The organism is Qipengyuania aurantiaca (genome assembly GCF_019711375.1).
GTDB classification, from domain to species: Bacteria; Pseudomonadota; Alphaproteobacteria; order Sphingomonadales; family Sphingomonadaceae; genus Qipengyuania; species Qipengyuania aurantiaca.
The window spans coordinates 1,777,501-1,802,679 of the sequence record NZ_CP081295.1 but is presented as its reverse complement, the minus strand read 5'-3'; the positions used below and the strand labels follow the sequence as shown (position 1 = coordinate 1,802,679).

The 25,179-nt window shown below is 63.1% G+C and carries 15 protein-coding genes, 1 tRNA gene and 2 rRNA genes (1 of these 18 only partly in view); 8 read left to right on the top strand and 10 right to left on the bottom strand.

Annotation, left to right across the window (positions count from 1 at the left end):
* Positions 1 to 71: 71 nt before the first annotated feature.
* Together K3148_RS08690 and K3148_RS08685 are read left to right on the top strand one after the other, a co-directional pair.
* Positions 72 to 1,640: a hypothetical protein gene (locus K3148_RS08690; RefSeq protein ID WP_221424436.1), complete on the top strand. Its 1,569-nt coding sequence runs from the start codon at positions 72 to 74 to the stop codon at positions 1,638 to 1,640.
* Between the two features lie 96 nt (positions 1,641 to 1,736).
* Positions 1,737 to 4,487 carry a TonB-dependent receptor domain-containing protein gene (locus tag K3148_RS08685; protein ID WP_221424435.1) on the top strand — a complete coding sequence of 917 codons (2,751 nt, stop codon included), beginning with the start codon at positions 1,737 to 1,739 and terminating at the stop codon, positions 4,485 to 4,487.
* 74 nt (positions 4,488 to 4,561) lie between these two features.
* Here K3148_RS08685 and K3148_RS08680 read toward each other — a convergent pair whose 3' ends face one another.
* From K3148_RS08680 to K3148_RS08655, 6 genes are all read right to left on the bottom strand, one after another.
* The gene (locus K3148_RS08680; RefSeq protein ID WP_221424434.1) at positions 4,562 to 5,236 is read right to left on the bottom strand and encodes a response regulator transcription factor; all 675 of its coding nucleotides are present in this window, start codon (positions 5,234 to 5,236) and stop codon (positions 4,562 to 4,564) included.
* Between the two features lie 96 nt (positions 5,237 to 5,332).
* Complete coding sequence (locus K3148_RS08675) at positions 5,333 to 6,355, bottom strand: aldo/keto reductase (protein WP_221424433.1); 1,023 nt, start codon at positions 6,353 to 6,355, stop codon at positions 5,333 to 5,335.
* Positions 6,356 to 6,361: 6 nt separating this feature from the next.
* Positions 6,362 to 7,093 carry an SDR family NAD(P)-dependent oxidoreductase gene (locus tag K3148_RS08670; protein WP_221424432.1) on the bottom strand — a complete coding sequence of 244 codons (732 nt, stop codon included), beginning with the start codon at positions 7,091 to 7,093 and terminating at the stop codon, positions 6,362 to 6,364.
* Positions 7,090 to 8,067 (bottom strand): NAD(P)H-dependent flavin oxidoreductase, encoded by a 978-nt coding sequence (locus K3148_RS08665; protein WP_282099565.1) that lies wholly within the window; start codon positions 8,065 to 8,067, stop codon positions 7,090 to 7,092. Before K3148_RS08665 ends, K3148_RS08670 begins: the two co-directional genes overlap by 4 nt.
* 57 nt (positions 8,068 to 8,124) lie before the next feature.
* Complete coding sequence (locus tag K3148_RS08660) at positions 8,125 to 8,715, bottom strand: flavin reductase family protein (protein WP_221424430.1); 591 nt, start codon at positions 8,713 to 8,715, stop codon at positions 8,125 to 8,127.
* A gap of 41 nt (positions 8,716 to 8,756) precedes the next feature.
* The gene (locus tag K3148_RS08655; protein ID WP_221424429.1) at positions 8,757 to 10,274 is read right to left on the bottom strand and encodes a tryptophan halogenase family protein; all 1,518 of its coding nucleotides are present in this window, start codon (positions 10,272 to 10,274) and stop codon (positions 8,757 to 8,759) included.
* Between the two features lie 148 nt (positions 10,275 to 10,422).
* Here K3148_RS08655 and K3148_RS08650 point away from each other — a divergent pair, with 148 nt between their 5' ends.
* From K3148_RS08650 to K3148_RS08625, 6 genes are all read left to right on the top strand, one after another.
* On the top strand, positions 10,423 to 13,767 hold the full coding sequence (locus K3148_RS08650; RefSeq protein ID WP_221424428.1) for a TonB-dependent receptor: 3,345 nt from the start codon (positions 10,423 to 10,425) through the stop codon (positions 13,765 to 13,767).
* 161 nt (positions 13,768 to 13,928) lie between these two features.
* Positions 13,929 to 14,990 (top strand): LacI family DNA-binding transcriptional regulator, encoded by a 1,062-nt coding sequence (locus K3148_RS08645; RefSeq protein WP_221424427.1) that lies wholly within the window; start codon positions 13,929 to 13,931, stop codon positions 14,988 to 14,990.
* The gene (locus tag K3148_RS08640; RefSeq protein WP_221424426.1) at positions 14,977 to 16,188 is read left to right on the top strand and encodes an MFS transporter; all 1,212 of its coding nucleotides are present in this window, start codon (positions 14,977 to 14,979) and stop codon (positions 16,186 to 16,188) included. Before K3148_RS08645 ends, K3148_RS08640 begins: the two co-directional genes overlap by 14 nt.
* Before the next feature lie 84 nt (positions 16,189 to 16,272).
* On the top strand, positions 16,273 to 18,648 hold the full coding sequence (locus K3148_RS08635) for a glycoside hydrolase family 3 protein (protein ID WP_221424425.1): 2,376 nt from the start codon (positions 16,273 to 16,275) through the stop codon (positions 18,646 to 18,648).
* Between the two features lie 107 nt (positions 18,649 to 18,755).
* Complete coding sequence (locus K3148_RS08630) at positions 18,756 to 20,177, top strand: sugar MFS transporter (protein ID WP_221424424.1); 1,422 nt, start codon at positions 18,756 to 18,758, stop codon at positions 20,175 to 20,177.
* Between the two features lie 93 nt (positions 20,178 to 20,270).
* A complete protein-coding gene (locus K3148_RS08625) occupies positions 20,271 to 21,005 on the top strand; it encodes a 3'(2'),5'-bisphosphate nucleotidase CysQ (RefSeq protein WP_221424423.1) in 735 nt (244 codons plus the stop codon).
* Here K3148_RS08625 and K3148_RS08620 read toward each other — a convergent pair.
* From K3148_RS08620 to K3148_RS08605, 4 genes are all read right to left on the bottom strand, one after another.
* The gene (locus K3148_RS08620) at positions 21,002 to 21,895 is read right to left on the bottom strand and encodes an HpcH/HpaI aldolase/citrate lyase family protein (RefSeq protein ID WP_282099563.1); all 894 of its coding nucleotides are present in this window, start codon (positions 21,893 to 21,895) and stop codon (positions 21,002 to 21,004) included. The two genes, K3148_RS08625 and K3148_RS08620, sit on opposite strands and share 4 nt — an antisense overlap.
* 125 nt (positions 21,896 to 22,020) lie before the next feature.
* Positions 22,021 to 22,097 (bottom strand) — tRNA-Met (locus tag K3148_RS08615).
* Between the two features lie 249 nt (positions 22,098 to 22,346).
* Positions 22,347 to 22,461, bottom strand: a 5S ribosomal RNA gene (rrf, locus tag K3148_RS08610).
* 117 nt (positions 22,462 to 22,578) lie between these two features.
* Positions 22,579 to 25,179: ribosomal RNA gene (locus K3148_RS08605) — 23S ribosomal RNA — on the bottom strand (it continues 189 nt past the right edge of the window).

Below are 25,179 nucleotides of genomic sequence, written 5' to 3'. Positions count from 1 at the left end.
TGGCGAGTCGCGATCAACGAATTCGCACTTCGAATTTCGACTCAATCCGGTTTTTTGAGGGGACCGTACCCGTGACCAATCTTCATCGCTCGCTTATCCTCGGCGCGTCCGCAATCGCCCTCTCGGCTTGCGGCGCCGACGAAATCGTTTCGCCTGGCACCGGCGGCAACGTCACCATCAACAACGGCGGTGGAGGCGGCGGCACGCCCACGCCGACCCCGACGTCCGGAACGCTCGTGACGCCGGCAGCCGGCTGCCCGACCATCAGCGATCCCGTCGGCCTGACCGACAGCGGCACCATTTCGGGCCCGACCGGCGAATACCGCGTCTGCACCATGCCCGCACGCTTCACCGCCAGCTCCACCCTGCCCTACATCGCCGGTCTCGTGTACCGCATGAACGGCCGCGTCGACGTGGGTGAAGACGGCGGCCCCGCCCCGGACAACAGCGATGGCCTCGACGACACCGATGTCGAACTGACCATCGAGCCGGGTGTCATCGTCTACGCCTCGGGTTCGAGCTTCCTCAACGTCAACCGCGGCAACACCATCCAGGCCAACGGCACCGCTGCCCGCCCGATCATCTTCACCAGCCGCGACAACGTGCAGGGCCTCAACACCGACAGCTCGTCGGGCCAGTGGGGCGGCGTCGTCCTCTCGGGCCGCGCGCCGGTCACCGACTGCATCGCCAGCGGCGCGACCCCGGGCAGCGTCAACTGCGAACGCCAGGTCGAAGGCGCGGCCCAGCCCGCCATCTTCGGCGGCGCTACTCCGGGCGACAGCTCGGGCAGCATGAGCTACGTCCAGATCCGCTATTCGGGCTTCGTCCTTTCGGGCGACAGCGAACTCCAGTCGCTGACCACCGGCGGCACGGGTTCGGGCACCACGCTCAACCACATCATGAGCTACAACAGCTCGGATGACGGCGTCGAATTCTTCGGCGGCCGCGTCAATGTGAAGAACCTGATCGTAGTCGGCGCCGAAGACGACAGCATCGACACCGACACCGGCGTCAAAGCCAACCTCCAGTATGTCATCGCCATCCAGCGCCCCGGCGCCGGCGACACCATCATCGAGGCCGACAGCGACAACGCCTTCAACGACAGCACGCCGCGCCAGGACACGCGTATCTCGAACGCGACCTTCGTCCACCAGAAGGCCGACGACCAGGTCGTCCGCATCCGCGGTTTCGCAGACTACCGTATCGCCAACTCGGTGATTGTCTCGAACCAGGGCACCGCATGCCTGCGTGTCGACGGTCAGGAAGAGCTCTTCCGCACCACCGGCGCGGACGAAGCCGGTCCGGTCGCCTTCGACAGCCTCGTGCTCGATTGCGACACGCCGTTCCGCGATGGTTCGGGCGCAACCGCAGCCGAAGTCCAGGGCGTCTTCGATGCCGGTACGAACACCAACTCGGCCTTCACCAACACGCTGACCTCGCTGTTCCTCAACGGCAGCAACGAAGACGGCGTGCCGGTCTTCGACGTGACCGCCTGGAACAGCTTCTTCGAACTGCCGGCCCGCATCGGCGCCGTCTACACGGAGAATGCAGACTGGGTGAACGGCTGGACCTGCAAGTCCAGCACGGTGACCTTCGACGCCAACACGTCCGCTTGCACCAGCCTGCCGGTCTACAACTGATCGCCATCACGAGCGGGCGGGGGCGCTGCGAAAGCGCGCCTCCGCCCGCCTTGCACTTACCCTAAATTCCCGACCTGATCTGAGGGGGTCAATCCCATGTCATCCGGCAAGCAGCTCTCCGCCCTGCTCCTGCTCTCCACCGCCCTGACCTTCCCCGCTGCCGCGCTTGCGCAGAGCACGGGTGCCGAAGGCCCGCCGCCGACTGAAGAGGAAGTTCCCGACGAGGAACTGACGCAGGATGTCGAGGATGCGAACGACACCGTCCCCGGCGATATCGCCGAGGAAGAACAGGCCGAACCCGATATTTCCATTCCCGGCGGCACCATCGTCGTCACCGGTCGCCGCAACCGCGATGTGACGCGCGCCTCGCCGCAGGTCGTCACCGTGCTCGACACGGCGACAATCGCGCGTACGGGCGAAGGCGACATTGCCGGCGCGCTCGGCCGCACTACCGGCCTTTCGCAGCAGGGCGGCCTCGTCTATGTCCGCGGCCTTGGCGATCGCTATTCGCTGGCGCTGCTCAACGGCCTACCGCTGCCCTCGCCGCAGCCGCTCAGCCGCGTGGTCCCGCTCGACATCTTCCCGACCAGCGTGGTCGCCTCGAGCCTCGTGCAGAAGACCTATTCGGCCAACTTCCCGGGCGAATTCGGCGGCGGCGTGGTAAACCTCACCACCCGCGCCATACCGACCGAAAGCTTCCTTACGGTGAGCGGCTCGCTCTCCGGCGACAGCGAAACCACCTTCGGCCCCGGCTACACCTATTTCGGCGGCGACTACGACTGGACCGGCTTCGACCAGGGCCGCCGCGATGTCGAAAACTACGGCGCCCTCCAGGGCTTCTTCGACAGCGGTGCGCGGATCAACGATGAAGGCGTCGACACGCGCGCCATCCTGCAGGACATCAACGATCCCAACCTCTACCTCGTCCAGAAGATCGGCGACCTGCCGGCCAATTTCTCCGCCGGCCTGACCGCAGGCACATCCTTCGATGTCTTCTCCGACGGGCAGTTCGGCATCATCGCCACCGGCTCGATCAGCAATAAGTGGCGCAACCGCCTCATCACCAAGCAGACGGCGGTGAATGAGGAGCTGGAACTCGACACCGACTTCCGCGAATTCTCGACCGACAACCGCATGCTTGTCAACGCCATGCTCGGCTTCGGCCTCGAAATCGGCGAGCACAAGCTGCGCTTCACCAACCTCTTCATCCACGACACGCTCAAGCGCGCCTCGCTGGAGGAAGGCACCGATTTCCAGGATGGCGATGATGCGCTGATCCAGGACACCGCGTGGTTCGAACGCCAGCTGCTCAACAGCCAGTTCGTCGGCGAGTTCGAATTCGGCGATCTGTCGGTCGATCTTCGCGGCGGCTACGCGCAGACCAAGCGCGAGGCGCCGTTCGAATGGACCTTCGAATATGTCCGCACGAACAATCCGAACGATCCCTTTGGCGATATCTACCTCAACACGCTCGATCCGCAGCGCGGCGGCGCGGTCGTTTCCTTCTCCGACCTCAGGGAAGACCTGTGGTACGGCGGGATCGACGTCGGCTACATTTTCAACGACTGGCTCAACGCCACGGTCGGCTACGCCTATACGGACACCAATCGCTTCTCGACCCGGCGCGAGTTCGACATCCGCGCAAGCTCCGGCTTCCCCGAGGGTCTCGGTGCTTTCCGTCCCGACAACCTTCTCGGCGATGCCCTGATCGATCTCGCTTTCGACCGTGACGCCCAGATCGCGGGCGGTATCGGGCCTTACGAAATCACCATCTTCGAAACGACCCAGTCCGACCCGGCATTTGCCGCGGCGCTGGAAATCCATGCCGGTTACGCCAAGGTGAACCTGCGCCCGACCGATCGCCTCTCGCTGGATGCCGGCGTGCGCTACGAAAGCGCCACGCAGTCGGTCGATGCGGTCGAAGTCTTTGCCGAACCCCTGGGGTCTAGCAGCGGCACGCTGATCGAGAACGACTACTGGCTGCCCGGCGGCACGCTGACTTGGGAGCTGACCGACGCCCTCCAGTTCCGCGCCAGCGCATCGAAGACGATCGCGCGCCCGCAGTTCCGCGAGCTGATCTTCCAGACCTATTTCGATCCGGAAACCAACCGTCAGTTCAACGGCAATCCGCGTCTCGTCGACAGCGAGCTGACCAATTACGAAGCGCGCCTCGAATATTACATGGGCGGCGGCAGCCGCGCGAGCGTGGCGGGCTTCTACAAGGACATCGAGAACCCGATCGAGGTCTTTACCAGCTTCTCCGACAACGAGATCATCAGCGGCTTCGCCAACGCACCGCAGGCCCAGCTCTATGGCGCCGAAGCCGAGGTGCAGTACAATTTCGACCTGTTCGATCTGGGCGGCTGGTTCGATAGCCAGCAGCTGGTGGCGATCGCGAACTACACCTACACCCAGTCCGAGATCAGCGTCGGCGACGGCGATTTCGCGCAGGTCTTCCCCTTCGCGGACCAGCCAGCCAGCAACTTCTTCGACGATGGCGTGCCGCTGACCGGCCAGTCCGACCATCTCGTGAACCTGCAACTGGGCCTCGAGGACCTCGACAGGCTGAGCCAGTTCACCCTGCTGGTGAAGTACGCCAGCGAGCGGGTGACCAGCCGCGGTGCGGGGCCGCTTCCGGACATCATCGAAGAACCGGGTTTCCAACTGGATTTCGTCGTCCGCCAGGGCTTCGAGCTTGCCGGGACCGAGGTCGAGATGAAGTTCGAGGCGCGCAACCTTACCGGCAGCGACCACGAGGAATTCCAGACCAACGGGACCAACCGGATCGAGATCAACAGCTACAACGTAGGCCGCAGCTTCAGCCTCGGCGCCTCGGTCAAGTTCTGAGGCCTCCCCCTCGGATCAAACTGAAAGGGCCGCTCTTCAGGAGCGGCCCTTTTTTTATCCGGTGTCGTGGAAAGTCAGTGGCTGTCGTAAACGTAGCCGAGCGAGCGCACTGTGCGGATGGGATCGCCCGCCCCGACCTGCCGCAGCGCGCGGCGCAGGCGGCCGATCCAGACATCGACGGTTCGCTCATCGATCGGCGGTTCCTGCTTGCCCAGCCCGTCGATCAGCTCGCTCCGGCCAAGGACGCGGTCGGCGTTCTCGGCGAAGAAGCGCAGCAGGCGAAACTCGTTGGGGCGCAAGGGGATGGGTGTGTCCTGCCAGCGTGCCTGCAGCGCGGTCATGTCGATCTCGAGATCGCCGAGCTGGAACGGCCGGTTGCTGACCTGCGCCATGCGTCCCCCGCCGAGCGCCAGGACGCGGTCGAGGATGCCGGTGCGATCCACCGGCCCAACCATGTAATCGTCCGCGCCCGCGGCGAGCGCGCGGCGCTTGTCTTCCGCATCGCAGCTTTCCAGCACCATGGTCACATGGGCATCGGCGGTGCGCGGGTCGGCGCGCAGGCGACGGCACATTTCGAGGCCGGAGAGATCTTCCAGCACCCAGTCGACGAACACGCATACCGGGCCTTCGAGCAACCGCCGCGGCCCATTCGACGCGAGACGGTCGAAAACATAGGCCGTCTCGCCATTGTCGAAATTGTCGTATCGTTCGACCTGCGGGTCGGTCATGAGAATATTGATGACGGCCACGAACGCGTCCCTTGCCCCCTGATAGTGGGCCAGCGATGGCGCATGGATGTGACCGGTTTGTGACCCCGGCGAGCATGGTTGTAACAGTCGTAAATTTCAGCTTTCGCGCAGGGTGAGGGGCCCGAAGGAAGGCGCGGTCGAGGCAACACCGACCGGCATTTTCGGCAGGTATGGTTTCTCCAGCCGCTCGACCTCTTTTGCGGTCAGGTCGAGCGTCATGGCATCGACCGCGGCGCCGATGTGCCCCGGCTTGGTGGCCCCGATGATCGGCGCGGTGATGCCCTTGGCGAAATGCCAGCCGAGCGCCACGGTGGCGCGCGAGACGCCGCGTTCCTCGGCAATCGTGCCTACCGCCTCGATCACGGCGCGGTCGGCCTCGATATTCTGCGTGTAGAGCATCTTGCCGAAGCCGTCGGTCTCGCTGCGCACGGTGGCCTCGTCCCAGCCCCGCGCCAGGCGTCCGCGCGCCAGCGGCGACCAGGGGATGAGGCTGACGCCCTGGTCCCGGCAGAGCGGGATCATCTCGCGCTCTTCCTCGCGGTAGAGCAGGTTCACATGGTTCTGCATCGAGATGAAGGTCGTCCACCCACGGCGGCGCGCGACCTCCTGCGCCTTGGCGAATTGCCACGCCTGCATCGAGGACGCGCCGATATAGCCCGCCTTGCCTGCCTTCACGATGTCGTGCAGCGCTTCCATCGTCTCTTCGATCGGCGTGGTCTCGTCCCAGCGGTGGATCTGGAAGAGGTCGACATAGTCCATGTCCAGACGGCGCAGGCTGTCGTCGATAGCTTGAAACAGGCTCTTGCGCGAAAGGCCGCCCGCGTTGGGCGTGTTGCGCCAGGGCAGGAAAGCCTTGGTCGCCACGACAATTTCGTCGCGATGGGTGAACTCGGGCAGCAGCTTGCCGACCAGTTCTTCCGACGCGCCCTTGGAATACATGTTGGCCGTGTCGAAGAAGTTGATCCCCGCCTCCACAGCCTCGCGGAAGAAGGGGCGGCTTTCCTCTTCACCCAGCACCCAGTCGCCGTGCCAGCCCCTGGTCGTGTCGCCATAGCTCATGCAGCCGAGGCACAGGCGCGAGACCTTGAGGCCGCTGGGTCCGAGGTTGGTGTATTCCATTCCCGCTCAGCCCCCCACGCTCATCCCGCCATCGACGCTGATCGTCTGTCCGACCACGTAATCCGCCAGGGGCGAGGCGAGGAACAGCGCCACGCCCGCCATGTCCTCGGGCAGACCCAGCCGTCCTCGCGGCGTTTCGGAAATGATGTGCTTCTGGGTATTCTCGTCCTTGAGGAAGGCGTCGTTGATCTTGGTGTGGACATAACCCGGCGCGATGCCGTTCACCCGGATGCCGTCGCCTGCAAAGGCCACGCCCAGCGATTTCACCATACTGATCGCGCCCGCCTTGCTCGCGCCATAGGCGGGATTGCCGACGAGGCCGCGATAGCCGCCGATGGAGCTCACGATCAGCAGCGAGCCGCCCGTGTCGGCCAGCTTCTGCCGAACCGCGTTGGCGCAATCGAGCAAGCTGTCGAGGTTTACGGACATCACCGCATCCCATCCCTCGCGGGTGAATTCCTCGCGCCCATAGCGCGCAATGCCCTGACACAGCACGACGACATCGAGCGTGTCGGGCCAGCCGAACGCGTCCACCGCCTCGCGGTCCGCGACATCGAGCGAATGGAAGGCGAGGCCCTCCATTTCGCTGTCAGGATAGTCCTCCGCCGAAGCGCGCGTGCCGGTCACATGGACCGTCGCGCCGCGCTCGCGGAAACCCTGCGCGATGCCGTTGCCGATGCCGCTGGTGCCGCCAACGACGAGGACGATCTTACCGGAATAGTCGAGCGGGTCGGTCATGCCGCTTGGAACCCTGCGAGGCGCTGGGTGATGATCGCGTCCGCCTCGGCCATGATGTTGTCGATCAGCTCCTGGCAGGTCGGAATGTCGTTGATGAGGCCGGCGACCATGCCGCAGGACCATGCACCGGCGTCCATGTCGCCTTCGGTCATGATCCGCGGATAGACGCCAGCGACCTGTTCGATAATGTCCTCGAACTTGAGGTCTGCACCCTTTTCCTTCTCGATCTTGAGCAGTTCCTCGACCGCGTCATTGGTCATTACACGCTCGGTATTCCGAAGCGGGCGCATGACGAGGCGGGTGTCGAGTTCGCTAGCCGCGACGATGGCCGCCTTCACGTTTTCGTGCACCGGCGCTTCCTTGGTGGCGATGAAGCGCGTGCCCATATTCATGCCGTCCGCTCCCATGGCGAGCGCGGCGACAAGGCTGCGGCCGTCGGCCATGCCGCCGCTGGCGACGAAGGGAATTTCCAGCTCGTCCGCCGCGCGCGGGAGCAGGATCATGTTCGGAATATCGTCCTCGCCCGGATGGCCGCCGCATTCGAAGCCGTCGACCGAAACCGCATCGCAGCCGATCGACTGGGCTTTCAGGCTGTGGCGCACGCTGGTGCACTTGTGGATCACCTTGATGCCCGCATCCTTGAAGAAGGGCAGGACCTGCGCCGGGTTGTTGCCGGCCGTCTCGACGATCTTAACCCCGCCTTCGATGATGGTCCGCACGAGGCCCGGATAGTCGGGCGCGTTCACGGTCGGCAGGAAGGTAAGGTTCACGCCGAAGGGCTTGTCGGTCATGTCCTTGCAGCGCGCGATCTCGTTGGCGAGCTTTTCGGGCGTGCCCTGCGTCAGGCCGGTGATGATGCCGAGGCCGCCTGCGTTGGAGACCGCCGCCGCCATTTCCGCAAAGCCGACATAGTGCATGCCGCCCTGGATGATCGGATGCTGGATACCGAACATTTCGGTGATGCGGGTCTTCACGGGCATTCTCCCTTCGTGTTGCGTTTTGCAACCGGTATCGGCGGGAGGAACCTGAGTCTAGCGCTTCGCGACCCGTTCCAGCGCACGCAGCAAGTCGCGGCCGCGATCCGTAAGGGAAAGGCCCGCGACCGTGTCCTCGGCCAGCCCCTCGCGTTCCAGATCCGCGCCGGTGGGCGCGCGCATGATCCGGCCGTATTGCCCGCCGTGATAGATCAGGGGCTCGGCCTCGCGCCGGTCAAAATCGACCACTTCGCCGAGGAAGATCGCGTGGTCCCCGCCCTCATATTCGAACCGCGCCCGGCAGCCGAAACGCGCGGCGCAGCCTTCGATCAGCGGCGCGCCTTCGGGGCCATCGCCGAGCGAGAGGCCTTCGAACTTGTCGATGGCAGGGGTGGCGAAGCGGTCGGACATCGCCTGCTGGTCGGCCGCCAGCACATGGACCGCCCAGTTCTCCGCATCGCGGAATACCGGCAGGCTGCCCGAATGAAGCGAAAGGCTCCACAGTACCATCGGCGGGTCGAGGCTGACCGAGTTGAAGCTGTTCGCCGTCAGCCCCACGGGCGCGCCGGAGGCATCGCGCGCGGTGACGATGGTCACGCCGGTGGCAAAACTGCCGAGCGCGCTGCGAAAGGCCTTGGGATCGAACATGCGAAGGCAGCGCTAGAGCGAGCGCTCGGCGAGGGCAAGCGTCAGGCGGCTTTCACCGTCGTCGGGCAATAGCGCTGGAGATACTGGTCGTGGCCCGGCATCTGCTGGACCAGCCACTTGATCGAGCGCTCCATCTCGTCGACCTCCTTCGCCACGCCGTCGATCACCCCGGCCGCCATTGGGCTGGTGCCGTCCATCGTGATGCCCTGCCCCAGCATGACTGCCGCCCAACTGGTGGTGGTGAAAAGCTCGTCCTCTTCCCGGAAGACCTGCCCGTTAGCCTTGAAGATCTCGATCTTCTCGGTGAGCGTATCGGGCACGTCCATCGTGCGGACATAGTTCCAGAATTCGGAATCGTCGCGCCGCGTGACCTTGTAATGCAGCACGAGGAAATCGCGGATGCGCTCGTATTCCTTGTTGGTGAGGCGATTGTAGGTGCTCGCCTGCGCTTCGGTCACCCCGTCGAGCGAGAGCGTGGCGATGAGCTTGTTCACGCCGGTGTTGATGAGGTGGATCGAGGTCGATTCCAGCGGCTCCATGAAGCCCGAGGCAAGGCCGAGGGCGACCACGTTCTTGTTCCAGAACTTCTTGCGGCGTCCCGTTACGAACCGCAGGTGGTTGGGATCGGCGGTCGGCTTGCCGGCGAGGTTCTGGGTAAGGATGTCGTGCGCCTCGTCCGCTTCCATGAACTCGCTGCAATAGACATGACCATTGCCGTTGCGGGTCTGCAAGGGAACCTGCCACTGCCAGCCGGCCTTGTGCGCGGTGGCCTTGGTGAAGGGCGGCGGCGGCGAACCGTCGTCGCGGTTGCAAGGCAGCGCCACGGCGCGGTCGCAGGGGAGGAACTTGGTCCATTCCTCATAGCCTGTCTCCAGTGCCTGTTCGATCAGCAGTCCGCGAAAGCCCGAGCAATCGACGAAGAAATCGCCTTCGATCTCTTCGCCATCGTCGAGCGTGATGCCGGTCACGAAACCTGTTTCGGGATGCAGCGCGACATTCTTCACCAGCCCTTCGCGCCGCACCACGCCGCGCTTTTCCGCATAGCCGCGCAGGAAGCGGGCATAGGCGGTCGCATCGATGTGGTAGGCGTAGTTCATCGGCGGCAAATCGTCGCGGCCATAGTCCTGCGAGCGCATGAACTTGCCGAAATGGGCTGCCATCGTCTCGAGGTTGAAAACCTGCAGCGGCCGCCTGTCACCGCGCTCGCGCATGGCGTGCCAGACCTGGTGAAAACTGATGCCGCCAAGCTCGTAACCATAGTCACCAAAGGGGTGGATATAGCTCTCGCCGACCTGGCCCCAATTGGCGAACTGGATGCCCAGCTTGAAGGTGCCCTGCACCGCCGCCATCATCTCGCGCTCGTCGATATCGAGCGCGTTCTGGAATTCGACGAAGGGCGGGATCGTCGCCTCACCTACGCCGACCGTGCCAATCTGTTCGGATTCGACCAAGGTGATCTTGAGATCGCGGCCGTCACGAATGCGCGACAGCGCGGCCGCCGCCATCCATCCTGCCGTCCCGCCGCCGACGATTACGATATGTTCGATAGCCATGCCCATCCCTTGCCATCAAAGCGGCACTGTTGCCAGTGCGCCACGGTGCTTGTGAACGTTCATATTGATTGTTGTGAACGCTAACAAGTAGCGATATATGACAAAGTGATCGCAGGACTCGTCCTGAAGAATCGCTTGGGACCAGGGAGGATACATGTCTCGCAAAACGACTGGCGTCGCCGCATTCTCGCGCACCGCCGCACTCACCACCGCATCGGGTCTGGCACTTGTCGCGGCGCATCCTGCGCTCGCGCAGGACACCGATGGTGACCTCATCGAAGAATCGGCTGGCGGCACTCCGGAAGAGCTTGATGACGAGAACATCATCATCGTTACTGGCTTTGCCCAGTCGCTGAAAACCGCGCAAAGCATCAAGGAGCGCGCCGACACGGTCGTCGACGTGATAACCGCGGAAGATATCGGCGCCCTGCCCGACCGTTCTGTCGCAGAAACGCTGCAGCGCGTGCCCGGTGTGAACATCGGTCGTTTCGAAAAGACCTCTGACCCGACCCGTTTCTCGGTCGAAGGTACCGGCGTCATCATCCGCGGTCTTCCCTATGTGCGCTCGGAACTGAACGGACGCGACATCTTCTCGGCCAATGGCGGTATCGCGCTGAGCTTTGAGGATGTTTCGCCGGAACTGGTTGGCCGTGTCGAAGTGTTCAAGAACACCACGGCCGACATGATCGAGGGCCAGATTTCGGGCCTCGTCAATCTCGTCACCCGCAAGCCGCTCGACAACCCCGGGCTGAATATCGCGGGTTCGATCGAAGCCAACTATGGCGATTTGCGCCAGGAATGGTCGCCGACTTTCAACATCTTGGCGTCCGACACCTTCGATTCCGCGGCTGGCACCTTTGGCCTTCAGCTGAGCTACTCGAACTCGGCCCTCAAGAGCCGTACCGACGCCTCGCAGCTGGTCGATTACTGCTACCGCCCGGCTGACCTCAGCAGCGGCTGCATTCGCGCCCAGGCGGTCGACTCGGGCGGCATTCAGGGTGATGTGCTGCTGGGGCCCGACGAGTTCCCGCCGGCTGACAGCGTTCTGGTGCCGCAGTTTGCCAACGTCCGTTCGACCACGCTCGATCGTGACCGCCAGGCCTACTCGGTCGTCGGTCAGTTCGAAACGCTCGACGGCCGCCTGCTGATGACCGCAGAATATCTGCGTTCGGATACCAGCTTCTTCACCGAAGAATTCGCACTTCTTGGTCGTATCGACGATGGTGTGGCGACCAATGAACCGCGCCCCGGTACGAGCTATGAGTTCGATGCCAACGGCAACTTCGTGAGCGGCACTCTGTCCCAGAATAACGGCGACGCTTACGCAAACCCCTTCGGTATCGGCGGTATCCCGATGGATGCGCTGCGGTTCCTTCGTGGCACCGACAGCACCACCGAGGATTATTCGTTCGATGTCGAGGCCGAATTCACCGACCGTTTCCGCGGCAAGTTCGAGGCGCAGCACGTCTCGTCCGAACTGACCCGCGATTCCGTTTTCGGGGCAACCAGCAGCTGGGCCGATATCGCAATCGACCTCAGCGGCGAAACGCCGGATATCCAGTTCCTGCAGCCGTCCGGAGCTCTCCCCGCCGATGTCCCGCAGGATTATTTCGGCAGCGGATATTACACCTACTATTGGTTCGCCCTCGATAGCCGCGAACGCAATGATGGCAACCTGTTCAGCATCTCGGGGGATTTCGAATACGATATCAGCGACGAGGGCTTCCTCAAGCAGGCGCGCTTCGGTGCACGTTGGGCGGCACGCGACCGCGTTAACCGCAACACGAACTTCAGCACCTGGGGCAACCTTTCGGCGCCATGGACCGGCCGTGCAGGCTGTCTGCCCTGGGGCCAGAACCCGTCGACCTTCGAGCCGTGCACCTATGAGCCGGGCCGTTTCTTCACTGGCCTGCCGGGTCAGGAAGGCGCCATCGGTGGCGGTGCCTATACGGACGAATTCCCGGGCTTCTCGCAGCTGCGTTCGCCTTTTGCGGACAACTTCCAGCGCGGCGAGGCATCGACTCCGATCGAAGGCGGTTCGGCGTTCTTCTTCGGCGGCGATGATTTCCTCGGTGAATATCTCGCGGGAACGACCGATGAACAGGTCGCACTCATCAACGCCTTCAGCGGATCCGCTCCCTTCGGCGTCGCCACCTATGGCGTGAACAATCGCAGCCGTACCCTGCTTGATGGCACAGTCGTGCAATGCGATCCGTTCTGCCCGGGCGAAATTTCCGACGTGACCGAAATCACCAACGCGGCTTACGCCCGCGCCGATTTCGGCACCGATTTCGGAAGCTGGACCATGTCGGGCAACATCGGTGTCCGCTATGTCGAGACCAACGTCAGCAACGATTCGACCATCGCCTTCCCCGACCCGGCACAATTCGATGACGTGGACAACGGCGGCAATGGCGATGGGGTTGTCCAGCCGTCGGAAATCTCAACTCCGTGTGGTCTCATTCCCGTCGACAGCGAAGGCAGGCCGGAATATTGTGATCTCACAGGCGCTCGCTTGGCCGAGTTCGCATCGCTCTACACGGGCGAGCTGATTTCGGACAGGCGCGACATCGTCTTCGATCACTGGCTTCCGTCGCTGAACGTTCGGTTCGACAACAATAACGGTATCGTCATCCGCGGCGCCGTTTCGAAGGGGATCTCGCGTCCCGACCTGAACCTGTTCAACGCCGGCGGCGCGCTCGCATTCAGCGGCAACGTCGACTCGGGTCCGCTGCTCCAGCTGACTACCGGGAACCGCAACCTGCGCCCGGTCGAATCGTGGAACTATGACCTCAGCCTCGAATGGTACTTTGCCGAGGTGGGGTCGCTTACCGCAGCCTTCTTCCTGAAGGATATCGACGGCATTGTGCAGAACGGCATCGGCCTCGCGAACTATTCGGCACCGGACGCCGGTTCGCAGGACGTGATCATCCGTGGCCCGGCGAACGACATCTCGGGCACGCTCAAGGGCTTCGAGATTGCTCATCAGCAGGTCTACGACTTCCTCCCGGGCTTCCTCGATGGTCTGGGCACGCAGGTCTCCTACACCTATGTCGACGCCGGTGACTTCCCGAACCCGAATATCTCGGGCATCGGTTCGCCCTCGGTCAATTCGGCCGGCGGCCCGGTGAACAATGGTCCGTTCGTGGCTGGCACTCCGCTTCAGGGTGTGTCCGAGCACACGATCAACGCGACGGTGTTCTACGAGCGTGGTCCGTTCTCGGCGCGTGCTGCGTACAACTGGCGTAGCGACTTCCTGATTACGACGCGGGACGATCTCTTCCCGTTCTCGCCCATCTTCCAGGAAGCCGGCGGCCAGCTTGACGGTTCGATCTTCTACACCGTCAACGAGAACCTCAAACTCGGCGTTCAGGGCGTTAACCTGCTCGATGAGGTGACCAAGTTGTCGACCAAGGTCGATTACGATGGCACGCGCCCGATCAGCGCGGCATTCCGCAACGATCGCCGCTACACCTTCATCGCCCGCTTCAACTTCTGAGTGGGCCGGGGGAACCGGTAAATTTCACGGGCCTCGGTTGTAGCAACCGGGGCCCGTATTCGTATGTATGCCCGACTTTGTGAGGTTCGCGATTGGCGATGAACGCGTCGCGCGAGTAGTATTGCGAAGCCGGAAGACGGGAAATTCAGGGGTTTTGTGACATGGCTCGGCGGCGCCAGTCGGTAACGATCAAGCATGTGGCTGCGGATGCGGGGGTTTCCCTGCAGACGGTCAGCCGCGTCATCAACAACGAACCCAATGTCCGCCCCGCGATGAAGGAGCGGGTGCAGGCGAGCATCGACAAGCTGGGATATGTGCCCTCGATCGCTGCGCAGCGGATGAGCGGCTCGCGCTCCTATCTCATTCTCGCCATCAACGACCGTGACCTCACGATCGCCGACTGGCGCGCGCGCGAAGGGCGCGACTGGGTCGACCAGATGCTGCTTGGCGGGATGCTGACCTGCGCCGAGCATGGCTATCGCATGCTGATCGAGCTGGTCGACACGCATTCCGACCATGTCGAGCGCGAACTGGGCGCGGCGCTGGCAGCGCTCCAGCCCGATGGCGTGATCCTCACCCCGCCGCATTCGGAAAACCCGCTCATCACGGGGCTGCTCGCCGAACGCGGCATACCCTTTGCGCGCATCGGCTCGAAGCAGGATGGCCCCGGCATCGCGATGACGATGGGCGACACGCATAACGCGCAGCTCGCCACCGATCACCTGATCGAGCTGGGGCACGAGCGCATCGGCTTCATTGCTGGGCCCAAGGAATTCAGCCTTGCCGGCTGGCGTATCGAGGGGTGGGAGAAAACGATGGCCGACGCCGGGCTCCCCACTGATGGCCTGTGCGAGCGCGGCGACTTCGGGTTCGAAAGTGGGATCCTTGCGGCCTCGAACCTTCTCGATGCCGCCGAGCCACCGACCGCGATCATCGCCAGCAGCGACCAGATGGCGCTCGCAACCATCGAGGTGGCGCGCAAGCGCGGGCTCGATATCCCACGAGACCTCTCGCTGGTGAGCTTCGACAATTCGCCGATCGTCCGCTTCACGCAGCCACCCCTGACCGCGGTCGACCAGCCTATTTCCGCGACTATTGCGCGCGCGGTCGAGCTGCTGATCGAAGCGCGCAAGAAGGCGCCGCCGAAGGAGCCGGTCTCCGTCCACGGCGAACTCGTCGTGCGCGGCTCGACCGCCGGGCCCGGACGCCGTGGCGACAGCTGAGCCTGCGGCCGAGCAGCGGCAGACGCTGCGCTTCCTGTGGCTCTACGCGCTGGCCGCTGCCGGTGGCGCCGTATCCTACGTCCCCTTCCTCACCCTCTTGCTGCCGGTCCGGGCGACCGAAATGGTGGGTGACGGCAATATCGACCTGCTCGCCTATATTGCCTTTGCCGGAGCGATCACCGCCAGCCTCGCCAACATCGGTTTCGGCTGGCTGAGCGATGCCACAGGTACGCGGCGCCCGTGGATCGTGGCGGGCCTGGTCCTTTCCTGTGTCCTGCTCGTCAGCGTTCGGACGACCTCCAACCCTTCCGAGCTCATCGGCCTCGTGGTGGTCTGGCAGGTCGCCCTCAACATGATGCTTGCCCCGCTCGCCGCCTGGGCGGGCGATGTGGTGCCCGACCGGCAGAAGGGGTTCCTCGGAGGCCTGCTTTCCTTCGCGCCTGCGCTGGGAGCGGCCTCGGGCGCGCTGGTCACCCTGCCCGGTCTGGCGGGGCCGGACGAGCGGCTGGTCCTCGTCGCGGCGCTGGTGGCTGGGATGGTGTTACCGGTCATCCTCTTCGGCAGGCCCATCCCCATGCCGGACCTCACCGAGCCGGTGACGCGGCTTAAAAACACCCCTCCCCGCTTCCCGCGCGGCGCGGTCGCGCGGATGTGGCTGGCACGCCTGCTGGTCCAGATCGCCGAGGCGGCGCTCTTCGCCTATCTCCTCATCTGGCTGACCGGCATCGACGCAAGCTTCACCGACAGCGACACCGCGCGAATCTTCGCATTGGTTCTCGGCCTTTCAGTCCCTCTCGCCCTTTTCGCCGGGCGCTGGTCCGACCGCCGCGACCGACCTATCCTGCCGCTCGCCTGGGGCGCGGGCGTGGGCGCGCTGGGGCTGGTCATTATGGCGCTGGCGCAGGGTATCGAGGGCGCCATTGGGGGCTATCTCGTCTTCGGTCTCTCGACGAGCGTGTTCCTCGCGCTCCATTCCAGCCAGACCCTGCGCGTCCTGCCCAAGCCGGCGACCCGCGGGCGCGATCTCGGGCTTTTCAATCTCACCAACACCGTGCCCAGCCTCATCATGCCGTGGCTGACGCTCGCGCTCGTTCCGCTGTTCGGCTTCTCGGGCCTGTTCTTCCTGCTCGCCGGTTTGGCGGCGCTGGCGACCGTCCTGCTGCTGACCATGCCGAAGTCTCCCGCCCCCTCCAACTAGCGGCTTGATTTTGCCCTTCACGCATGGCATTTCTCGCCTTTGATAACGTTCTCAATTGGGAGAGGACGCGGAGGGATGAGGAATATGAAAGCCTTTTGGATGGCCACCGCCGCTGCTGTGGCCCTTGGTGGTTGCAGCACGCTGCCCGCAGATGTCGAGACCCCGGCAGCAAGCGCCCCCATGTCGGACGAGGACGCCCGCGTTGCGGACATTCTTTCCCGCATGAGCCTGGAGCGCAAGGTCGCCCAGCTCATCCAGCCCCAGATCAACAGCTTCACGCCCGAAGACATGGAGCGCTATCGCTTCGGCAGCTACCTCAACGGCGGCAACGGCGGCCCCTATGGCGACGAATACGCCCCGGCCAGCGAATGGCTGCGTTACGCCGACGAGATGTACCTCGCCTCGGTCGCGCCCATGCCGAACGGCGAGCCGGTCATCCCCACCATCTGGGGCACCGACGCGGTCCACGGCCACACCAATGTCGTTAAGGCGACCATCTTCCCGCACAACATCGGCCTTGGCGCAACCCGCGACGCCGACCTGCTGCGCCGCATCGGCGAGGCGACTGCGGTCGAGATCGAAGTCACGGGCATCGACTGGAACTTCTCCCCCACCGTCGCCGTCGCGCGTGACGATCGCTGGGGCCGCACCTATGAAAGCTATTCCGAAGATCCCGCCATCGTCGCCCCGCTGGGCGCCGCGCTGGTCGAGGGCCTGCAGGGCCGCAAGGGCGATCCCGACCGCCTCGGCGCGGGCCATGTCATTGCCACCGCCAAGCACTTCTTCGGCGACGGCGGCACCGACCAGGGCGTCGACCAGGGCGATGTGAACGGCGATATCGAGGAGCTGAAGAAAATCCACGCCGCGCCCTACCCCGCCACTATCGCGGCGGGTGTTGAGACGATCATGGCCAGTTTCAATTCCATCAACGGCCGGAAGATGCACGGCAACGAAGCGATGTTGACCGACGTCCTGCGCGGCGAACTCGGTTTCGACGGGCTGGTCGTGGGCGACTGGAACGGCCACGGACAGGTCGCCGGCTGCACCAACACCGATTGCCCGCAATCGCTGCTGGCCGGGCTCGATATCTACATGGTCCCCGACGACTGGAAGGGCTTGATGGATAACCTCATCGCGCAGGTCGAGGATGGCACCATCCCCATGGCCCGGCTCGACGAAGCTGTCGGCCGCGTCCTGCGCATGAAGCTGCGCGCGGGCCTGCTCGACGGATTCGTGAAACCCTCGGACCGCCCCAACGCGGGCCAGTACGAACTGATCGGTTCGCCCGAACACCGCGCCATCGCGCGCGAGGCGGTGGCCAAATCGCAGGTCATCCTCAAGAACAACGGCGTCCTGCCGCTCAAGGAAGGCGCCAACGTCCTCGTCGCCGGTACGGCTGCCGACGACATCGCGCAGGCCGCAGGCGGTTGGACGCTGACCTGGCAGGGCGGCGGCGATCTCGACAACAGCTATTTCCCCGGCGCCACCTCGATCTGGAGCGGGCTGGAAACCGCCATCGAAGCGAGCGGCGGCAGCGCTACTCTTTCGGCTGACGGCAGCTATGACGCCAAGCCCGATGTGGCGATCGTCGTCTTCGGCGAGGAGCCTTACGCGGAATTCGCAGGCGACCGTAAGCACCTCGGCTTCACTGACGAGGAAGGCCTCGAGCTCCTGCGCAAATTCAAGGCCGAGGGCGTACCCACCGTGGCCGTCTTCCTTTCGGGCCGCCCCTTGTGGATGAACCGCGAGATGAACGCTGCCGATGCCTTCGTGGCGTCGTGGCTGCCCGGCGGCGAAGGTGCCGGCATCGCCGACGTCCTGACCGGCGCGATGCCGGCCACCGGCAAGCTGGGCTTCAGCTGGCCCGCAACCTGCGATTTCGGTCCCCTGAACGGCCCCGATGGCGCGCTTTTCCAAGTCGGATACGGCCGTTCGCTCACCGACACCTCGCCGGCGCCCGTGCTTGACGAAAACTGCGCCCCGCTGATGCAGGGTGCGGCGAAGGACTGGTATGTCAGCGGCCGCCTCGCCGATGGCGTTCTCGCCAACACGGCGACCGGCAAGCTCGACAATCTGCGCGGTGAAGCCGGCGGTATCTTCGCCATCGGCCTCGACCGCAACGCGCAGGAAGACGCGCGCGCGATCAGCTTCGGCCCGGGCGCATTCCTCGAACTGGTGCAGGCGGGCGGCGACAGTGGCTATGGCTACCGCGTCACCTACGAAGTCCAGACGCGCCCGTCCGCAGCCGTGTACCTGAAGGTCGGCGCAAGCGAGCCGCTGGACGTCACGCAGGAACTCTCGGTTGCGGAAGGCAAGGGCTATCGCGAGATGATCCTGACCGATGCCTGCATGGCCGACCTCGGTCCGTCGCTGACGATCACCTCGCAGGGACCGTTCAAGATCAACATCGGCTCGGTGGTGCGCGAGGAATTCGCAGAAGGCACCGACTGCTCTTTCTGAGCCGCAATCGTATTCGCTTTGTGTGACGGCGAAAGGCTGGCACACAAAGCGCAGCAACAAAACCCGGGCTACGTTGGGTCGCACCGGGACTTGGGAGGACACTTGAAATGGCACTCGCACCCGACGTTTCGTCGAGCACGGATCCGAACCCGATCGAGGAAGAGGGCGCCGGCATCCAGGCGCCCGGCCTCAACTACTTCGTCTTCGGCCTGTTCTTCATCTTCGGCGGCATCACCTCGCTCAACGATGTGATCATCCCAAAGCTGAAGGAACTCTTCACGCTCAACTACACCGAAGCGATGCTGGTGCAGTTCTGCTTCTTCTTCGCCTACCTCGTGATCGGTATTCCGGGCGCGAAGCTGGTCAAGAAGCTCGGCTATATGCGCGGCGCAGTGGCCGGCCTGCTGACCATGATGGTCGGCTGCCTGCTGTTCATCCCGGCGAGCCAGACGGCGACCTACGAGATCTTCCTCTTCGCCCTGTTCATTCTCGCCAGCGGCGTGGTGATCGTGCAGGTGGTGGCCAACCCGCTCATCTCCCTGCTCGGCCCGCAAAAGACGGCGCACAGCCGCCTCACCTTCGCACAGGCGTTCAACTCGCTCGGCACCACCGTCTTCCCGATCGTGGGCGCTGCGGTGATCCTCGGCAGTCTTGCGAATGTGACCGCAGACCAGCTCTCCGGAGCGGAGCTCACCGCCTATCGTCAGGCCGAAAGCGAAGCCATCTGGCAGGGCTATCTCGGCGTCGCCGCCCTGATCGCTATCGTGGCCCTTGCCGTGTGGCTGTTCCGCAATCGCCTGCCGCATGATGCGAAAATGATGGGCGAGAACGAGTTCGTGTCGAATGGCCGCTACCTTGTCGGCCTTGCGATCATCGTCGTCGGCGCGCTGCTCGCGATCAACGTCAACGCCTGGCTCGGCGTGCTGCTGATCGTCGCAGCGCCGCTCACCTGGCTGTACGACAACGACCTGCTGCGCCGCAGCCGTTTCAGCTTTGGCGCGCTCTGCATCTTCCTCTACGTGGGTGCCGAGGTCTCGATCGGCTCGATCATCATCAACTACCTCGCGCAGGACCGTGTCCTTGGCGAACCGGAAAGCGTGATCGGCTGGATGATCGGCCTTTACTGGGGCGGCGCCATGGTTGGCCGTTTCATCGGCTCTTACTTCCTGCGCATCTTCTCGCCGGGCAAGATTCTCGCCTTCAACGCGACGGGCTCGATCATCCTGATCCTGATCAGCATCATGTCGACCGGCGAAGTCGCGGCCTACAGCCTGCTCGCCGTCGGCCTGATGAACTCGATCATGTTCCCGACCATCTTCTCGCTCGCTTGCGAGAAGCTCGGTCCGCGGGCAGCTGACGGGTCGGGCATCATCAACGTCGCCATTTTCGGTGGCGCGGTGGTTCCGCTGCTCTACGGCGTCCTCGCGGATGCCAGCGGCAGCCTCGCCTTCGCCATGATCCTGCCGATCGCCTGCTACGCGATCATCGCGGGCTTCGGGCTCTTCGCACGGCGCCCTGCCGCAGCCTAGAATTCGAAACCACAAAGACCTTTCGGGGGTTCGCAAGGCGGCTTCGGTCTGCCATGCGGCCCCCGAAATCTTTTGTACCTACAGGGACGCCCCATGACCGACGCCGAACTCGCCGCCCACCTTGCCGAAGTCGCAGGCAAGATCCTGATCCAGGTTCGGGAGAGCGGCATGTTCGAGGGCAAGGCGCTGGGCAAGGCGGGCGACGAGACGGCGAACCAATTCCTCTGCCACGCGATCACCCAGCAGCGCCCCGAAGACGGCCTGCTGTCGGAAGAAAGCAAGGACACCGAAGAGCGTCTTGGCAAGAGCCGCGTGTGGATCGTCGACCCGGTCGACGGCACGCGCGAATATGGCGAGGCCCGTTCGGACTGGGCCGTCCACGTGGCGCTGTGCGTCGACGGCAAGCCCGAAACAGGTGCAGTCGCGTTGCCCGGCCTCGACACGGTCTTGCGCACCGATGCGCCTATCGACGTGCCCGCAGCCGCCCAAACCCCCCGCATGGTCGTCAGCCGCACCCGTCCGGCCAAGGAAGCCGTTGCCGTGGCCGAAGCCATCGGCGCAGAGCTCGTGCCGATGGGATCGGCCGGGGCGAAGGCCATGGCGGTGGTGCGCGGCGAGGCGGAAATATACCTCCACACGGGCGGCCAGTACGAATGGGACAGCGCGGCCCCTGCCGCCGTGGCGCTCGCCCACGGCATGCACGCAAGCCGCATTGACGGCAGCCCACTCACCTACAACCAGGCGGACACCTACATGCCCGACCTGCTCATCTGCCGCCCGGAATGGGCTGAGCGGGTGCTGGCCGAAGTCGCGAAGCTTTCCGCCTAGGCCTCGACCTGAGCGAGGAGCTGCCGCGCCCGGCTGAGGTGCGGGCGATCGAGCATCTTGCCCTTGTGGCCGATCGTGCCGAGGTCGGGATTGGCCTCGAACAGGGCGACGATCTCGCGCGCCTCGGCGATCTCTTCCTCGCTCGGCGTAAAGGCTGCGTTGATTACCGGTACCTGCGCCGGGTGGATCGCCAGCATCCCGCGATAGCCATCGCGTCGAACCTGCTCCGCACGGGCCTTCAGGCCCTCGAGATTGCGAAAGTCACCGTCGATCGTCTCGATGGCCGGGACAGAGGCCGCCGCCGCGCCCAGCAACGTCAGGCTTCGCGCCAGCTCGTAAGTGAAGCTGTACTGGCCATCCGACCCGCGGTTCGAGAGCGCTCCGATGGAATCGGCGAGATCTTCCGCCCCCCAGGTCATGGCCACAAGGCGCGGTGCACCGGCATAATTCCCCGTAGTGAACATGGCTGCGGCCACCTCGGTGACGAGAGCAATGACCGGGGTGCTTCCTGCGGGCAGGCCGCTTTCCAGCTCCAGAGCGGTCAGCAGGCGATCGAGCTCCTCCACGTCGTGCCGACCACGCGATTTGGGCAGCATGATCCCCCCCGGGCGGGCGGGCAGTACCGCTGCCAGATCGTCTGCCGTATGCGACCCGTCGAGCGGGTTCACGCGCACCCAGAGGCGTCCGCGCTGATCCTCCGACTGGGCTTCCAGGAATCCCCTGATCAGGTCACGCGCAGCCGGCCTTTCGCCTTCAGACACCGCGTCCTCGAGATCGAAGATAACAATGTCGGCCTCGCCTTGCGCCGCCTTGGTCATCTTCTTTTCACTGTCCCCTGGCGCGAAAAGCCAAGAGCGATGGCGGGCGGGAAGGCGGACTGCAGTGGTCACGTGATGCGTCTCCAATCTCTGGCGGGTGTAGAGCCAAAGAGAGGGCGCGTGGTCAAGGGACAGCGCGATGCGGGCGGGTTTCGCGCACAAAAAAGCCCGCCATGTTTGGCGGGCTGTGTTTGATTTGGTTGCGGGGGTTGGATTTGAACCAACGACCTTCAGGTTATGAGCCTGACGAGCTACCGGACTGCTCCACCCCGCGGTAATTTTTTGTTTCGCCTCAAGCGCCGGCGCCGACCTCCGTCGGCTTGGCTATCCTCGCTCATGCGACCTGAAGGTCGCGTCGCTGCGGACGGCCGGTCGGCCTTGCGAAGTGCTGCGCACTTCGATGGCGCCTTCGTCACCGGCTTGGAGAGGCCAGAGACGAAAAAGCCGCCGCTCGGGTTTGCCCGGCAGCGGCTTTTTTGAAACTGTGAATGGGTTTGTTTCCCGCATGCCCGCCGGCTTTAATGCCTGGCGACGACCTACTCTTCCAGTGCTTGAGCACTAGTACCATCGGCGCTGTCCGGTTTCACGGCCGAGTTCGAGATGGGATCGGGTGGGTCACAGACGCTAAGGTCACCAAGCAATAGAGCTGGCGGACATGGGTTTAAATCGATGCTTTGAGCTTTGTTGGGCTTATCCGGCTAGAGTTTCCTCCACCTCGCGGACAGCATCAGAGCTGTCGTTGATGGTATGGATCCTACAAGCGCGAAAAGAACTATTAGGACCGGTTAGCTCCACACATTACTGCGCTTCCACACCCGGCCTATCAACGTCGTGGTCTACGACGGTTCGAAGATACCTTATCTTAAGGGAGGCTTCCCGCTTAGATGCTTTCAGCGGTTATCCCGTCCGTACATAGCTACCCTGCGGCACCCTTGGCAGGATGACAGGTACACCAGAGGTACGTTCACCCCGGTCCTCTCGTACTAGGGGCAACTCCTTTCAAGTATCGACGCCCACGGCAGATAGGGACCAAACTGTCTCGCGACGTTCTGAACCCAGCTCACGTACCACTTTAATTGGCGAACAGCCAAACCCTTGGGACCTGCTCCAGCCCCAGGATGTGATGAGCCGACATCGAGGTGCCAAACGATTCCGTCGATATGAGCTCTTGGGAATCATCAGCCTGTTATCCCCGGCGTACCTTTTATCCGTTGAGCGATGGCCCTTCCACGAGGGACCACCGGATCACTATGACCGACTTTCGTCTCTGCTCGACTCGTCAGTCTCGCAGTCAGGCAGGCTTATGCCATTGCACTCTTGCAGACGGTTTCCAACCGTCCTGAGCCTACCATCGCGCGCCTCCGTTACTCTTTAGGAGGCGACCGCCCCAGTCAAACTACCCGCCACAGAGGGTCCCACTACCGGATAACGGTAGCTGGTTAGACATCAGAAAACAGCAGGGTGGTATTTCACCTATGGCTCCACGAGAACTGGCGCTCTCGCTTCAAAGCCTCCCACCTATGCTACACAACTCTTTCCTAATGCCACTCTGAAGCTGCAGTAAAGGTGCACGGGGTCTTTCCGTCTAACCGCGGGTACTCCGCATCTTCACGGAGAATTCAATTTCGCTGAGCATATCCTGGAGACAGTGGGGAAGTCGTTACGCCATTCGTGCAGGTCGGAACTTACCCGACAAGGAATTTCGCTACCTTAGGACCGTTATAGTTACGGCCGCCGTTTACTCGGGCTTCAATTCGGAGCTTGCACTCCTCCTCTTAACCTTCGAGCACCGGGCAGGCGTCACACCCTATACGTCGTCTTGAAGCCGACTTAGCAGAGTGCTGTGTTTTTGCTAAACAGTCGCTACCCCCTGGCCTGTGCCCCCTGAAAAGAGTTGCCTCGATCCAGGGCCTCCTTCTTCCGAAGGTACGGAGGCAATTTGCCGAGTTCCTTCAGGATACTTCTCTCAAGCGCCTTGGTATACTCTACCTGACCACCTGTGTCGGTTTCGGGTACGGTCTATAGTGAAGAGGCTATTTCCTGGAACAACTTGGCCGCCCTCTCAATCCAATAAGAGAGAACGACTTCCGCCATCCGTCACACATCTTCAGGCCCACGAATATTTACGTGGTTCCCATCGACTACCCCCTTCGGGCTCGTCTTAGGGGCCGGCTAACCCTGCGCCGATTAGCGTTGCGCAGGAACCCTTGGTCTTTCGGCGAGAGGGCATCTCACCCTCTTTGTCGCTACTCATGTCAGCATTCGCACTTCCGATACGTCCAGCGTCGGTTACCCTTCGCCTTCACTCGCTTACGGAACGCTCCGCTACCGCTGCAGTAAACTGCAACCCTAAGCTTCGGTGCATATCTTTAGCCCCGTTACATCTTCGCCGCAGGAACCCTTATTTAGACCAGTGAGCTGTTACGCTTTCTTTAAAGGATGGCTGCTTCTAAGCCAACCTCCTGGTTGTTTTGGGATTCCCACATGCTTTCCCACTTAGATATGACTTGGGGACCTTAGCTGTAGGTTAGGGCTGTTTCCCTTTTGACGACGGACCTTAGCACCCGCCGTCTGTCTGCCGGATAAGACTCGATGGTATTCGGAGTTTGGTTAGGTTTGGTACCGCTCGCGCAGCCCTAGCCCATCCAGTGCTCTACCCCCATCGGCATACATCCGACGCTCTACCTCAATAGATTTCGCGGAGAACCAGCTATTTCCCGGCTTGATTGGCCTTTCACCCCTAAACACAGCTCATCCGAGAATTTTTCAACATTCACCGGTTCGGTCCTCCAGTGCGTGTTACCGCACCTTCAACCTGGCCATGCCTAGATCGCCGGGGTTCGGGTCTAATCCATCATACTCTGTCGCCCTATTCAGACTCGCTTTCGCTGCGCCTACACCTAACGGCTTAAGCTTGCATGGTAGATTAAGTCACTGACCCATTATGCAAGAGGTACGCTGTCACCCCCTATGGGGCTCCAACTGCTTGTAAGCATCCGGTTTCAGGTACTGTTTCACTCCCCTAATCGGGGTGCTTTTCACCTTTCCCTCACGGTACTGTGTTCGCTATCGGTCATGTGCGAGTATTTAGGCTTGGAGGGTGGTCCCCCCATGTTCAGACAGGATTTCACGTGTCCCGCCCTACTCGAATCTTCTTCGGTCATTTTCGCATACGGGGCTGTCACCCACTATGGCCACTCTTTCCAAAGTGTTTTGCTAATTAACGAAGAAGCATTGGCCTGGTCCCGGTTCGCTCGCCACTACTACGGGAATCTCTGTTGATGTCTTTTCCTCCGGGTACTGAGATGTTTCAGTTCCCCGGGTTCGCTTCACCAAACCTATGTATTCAGTCTGGT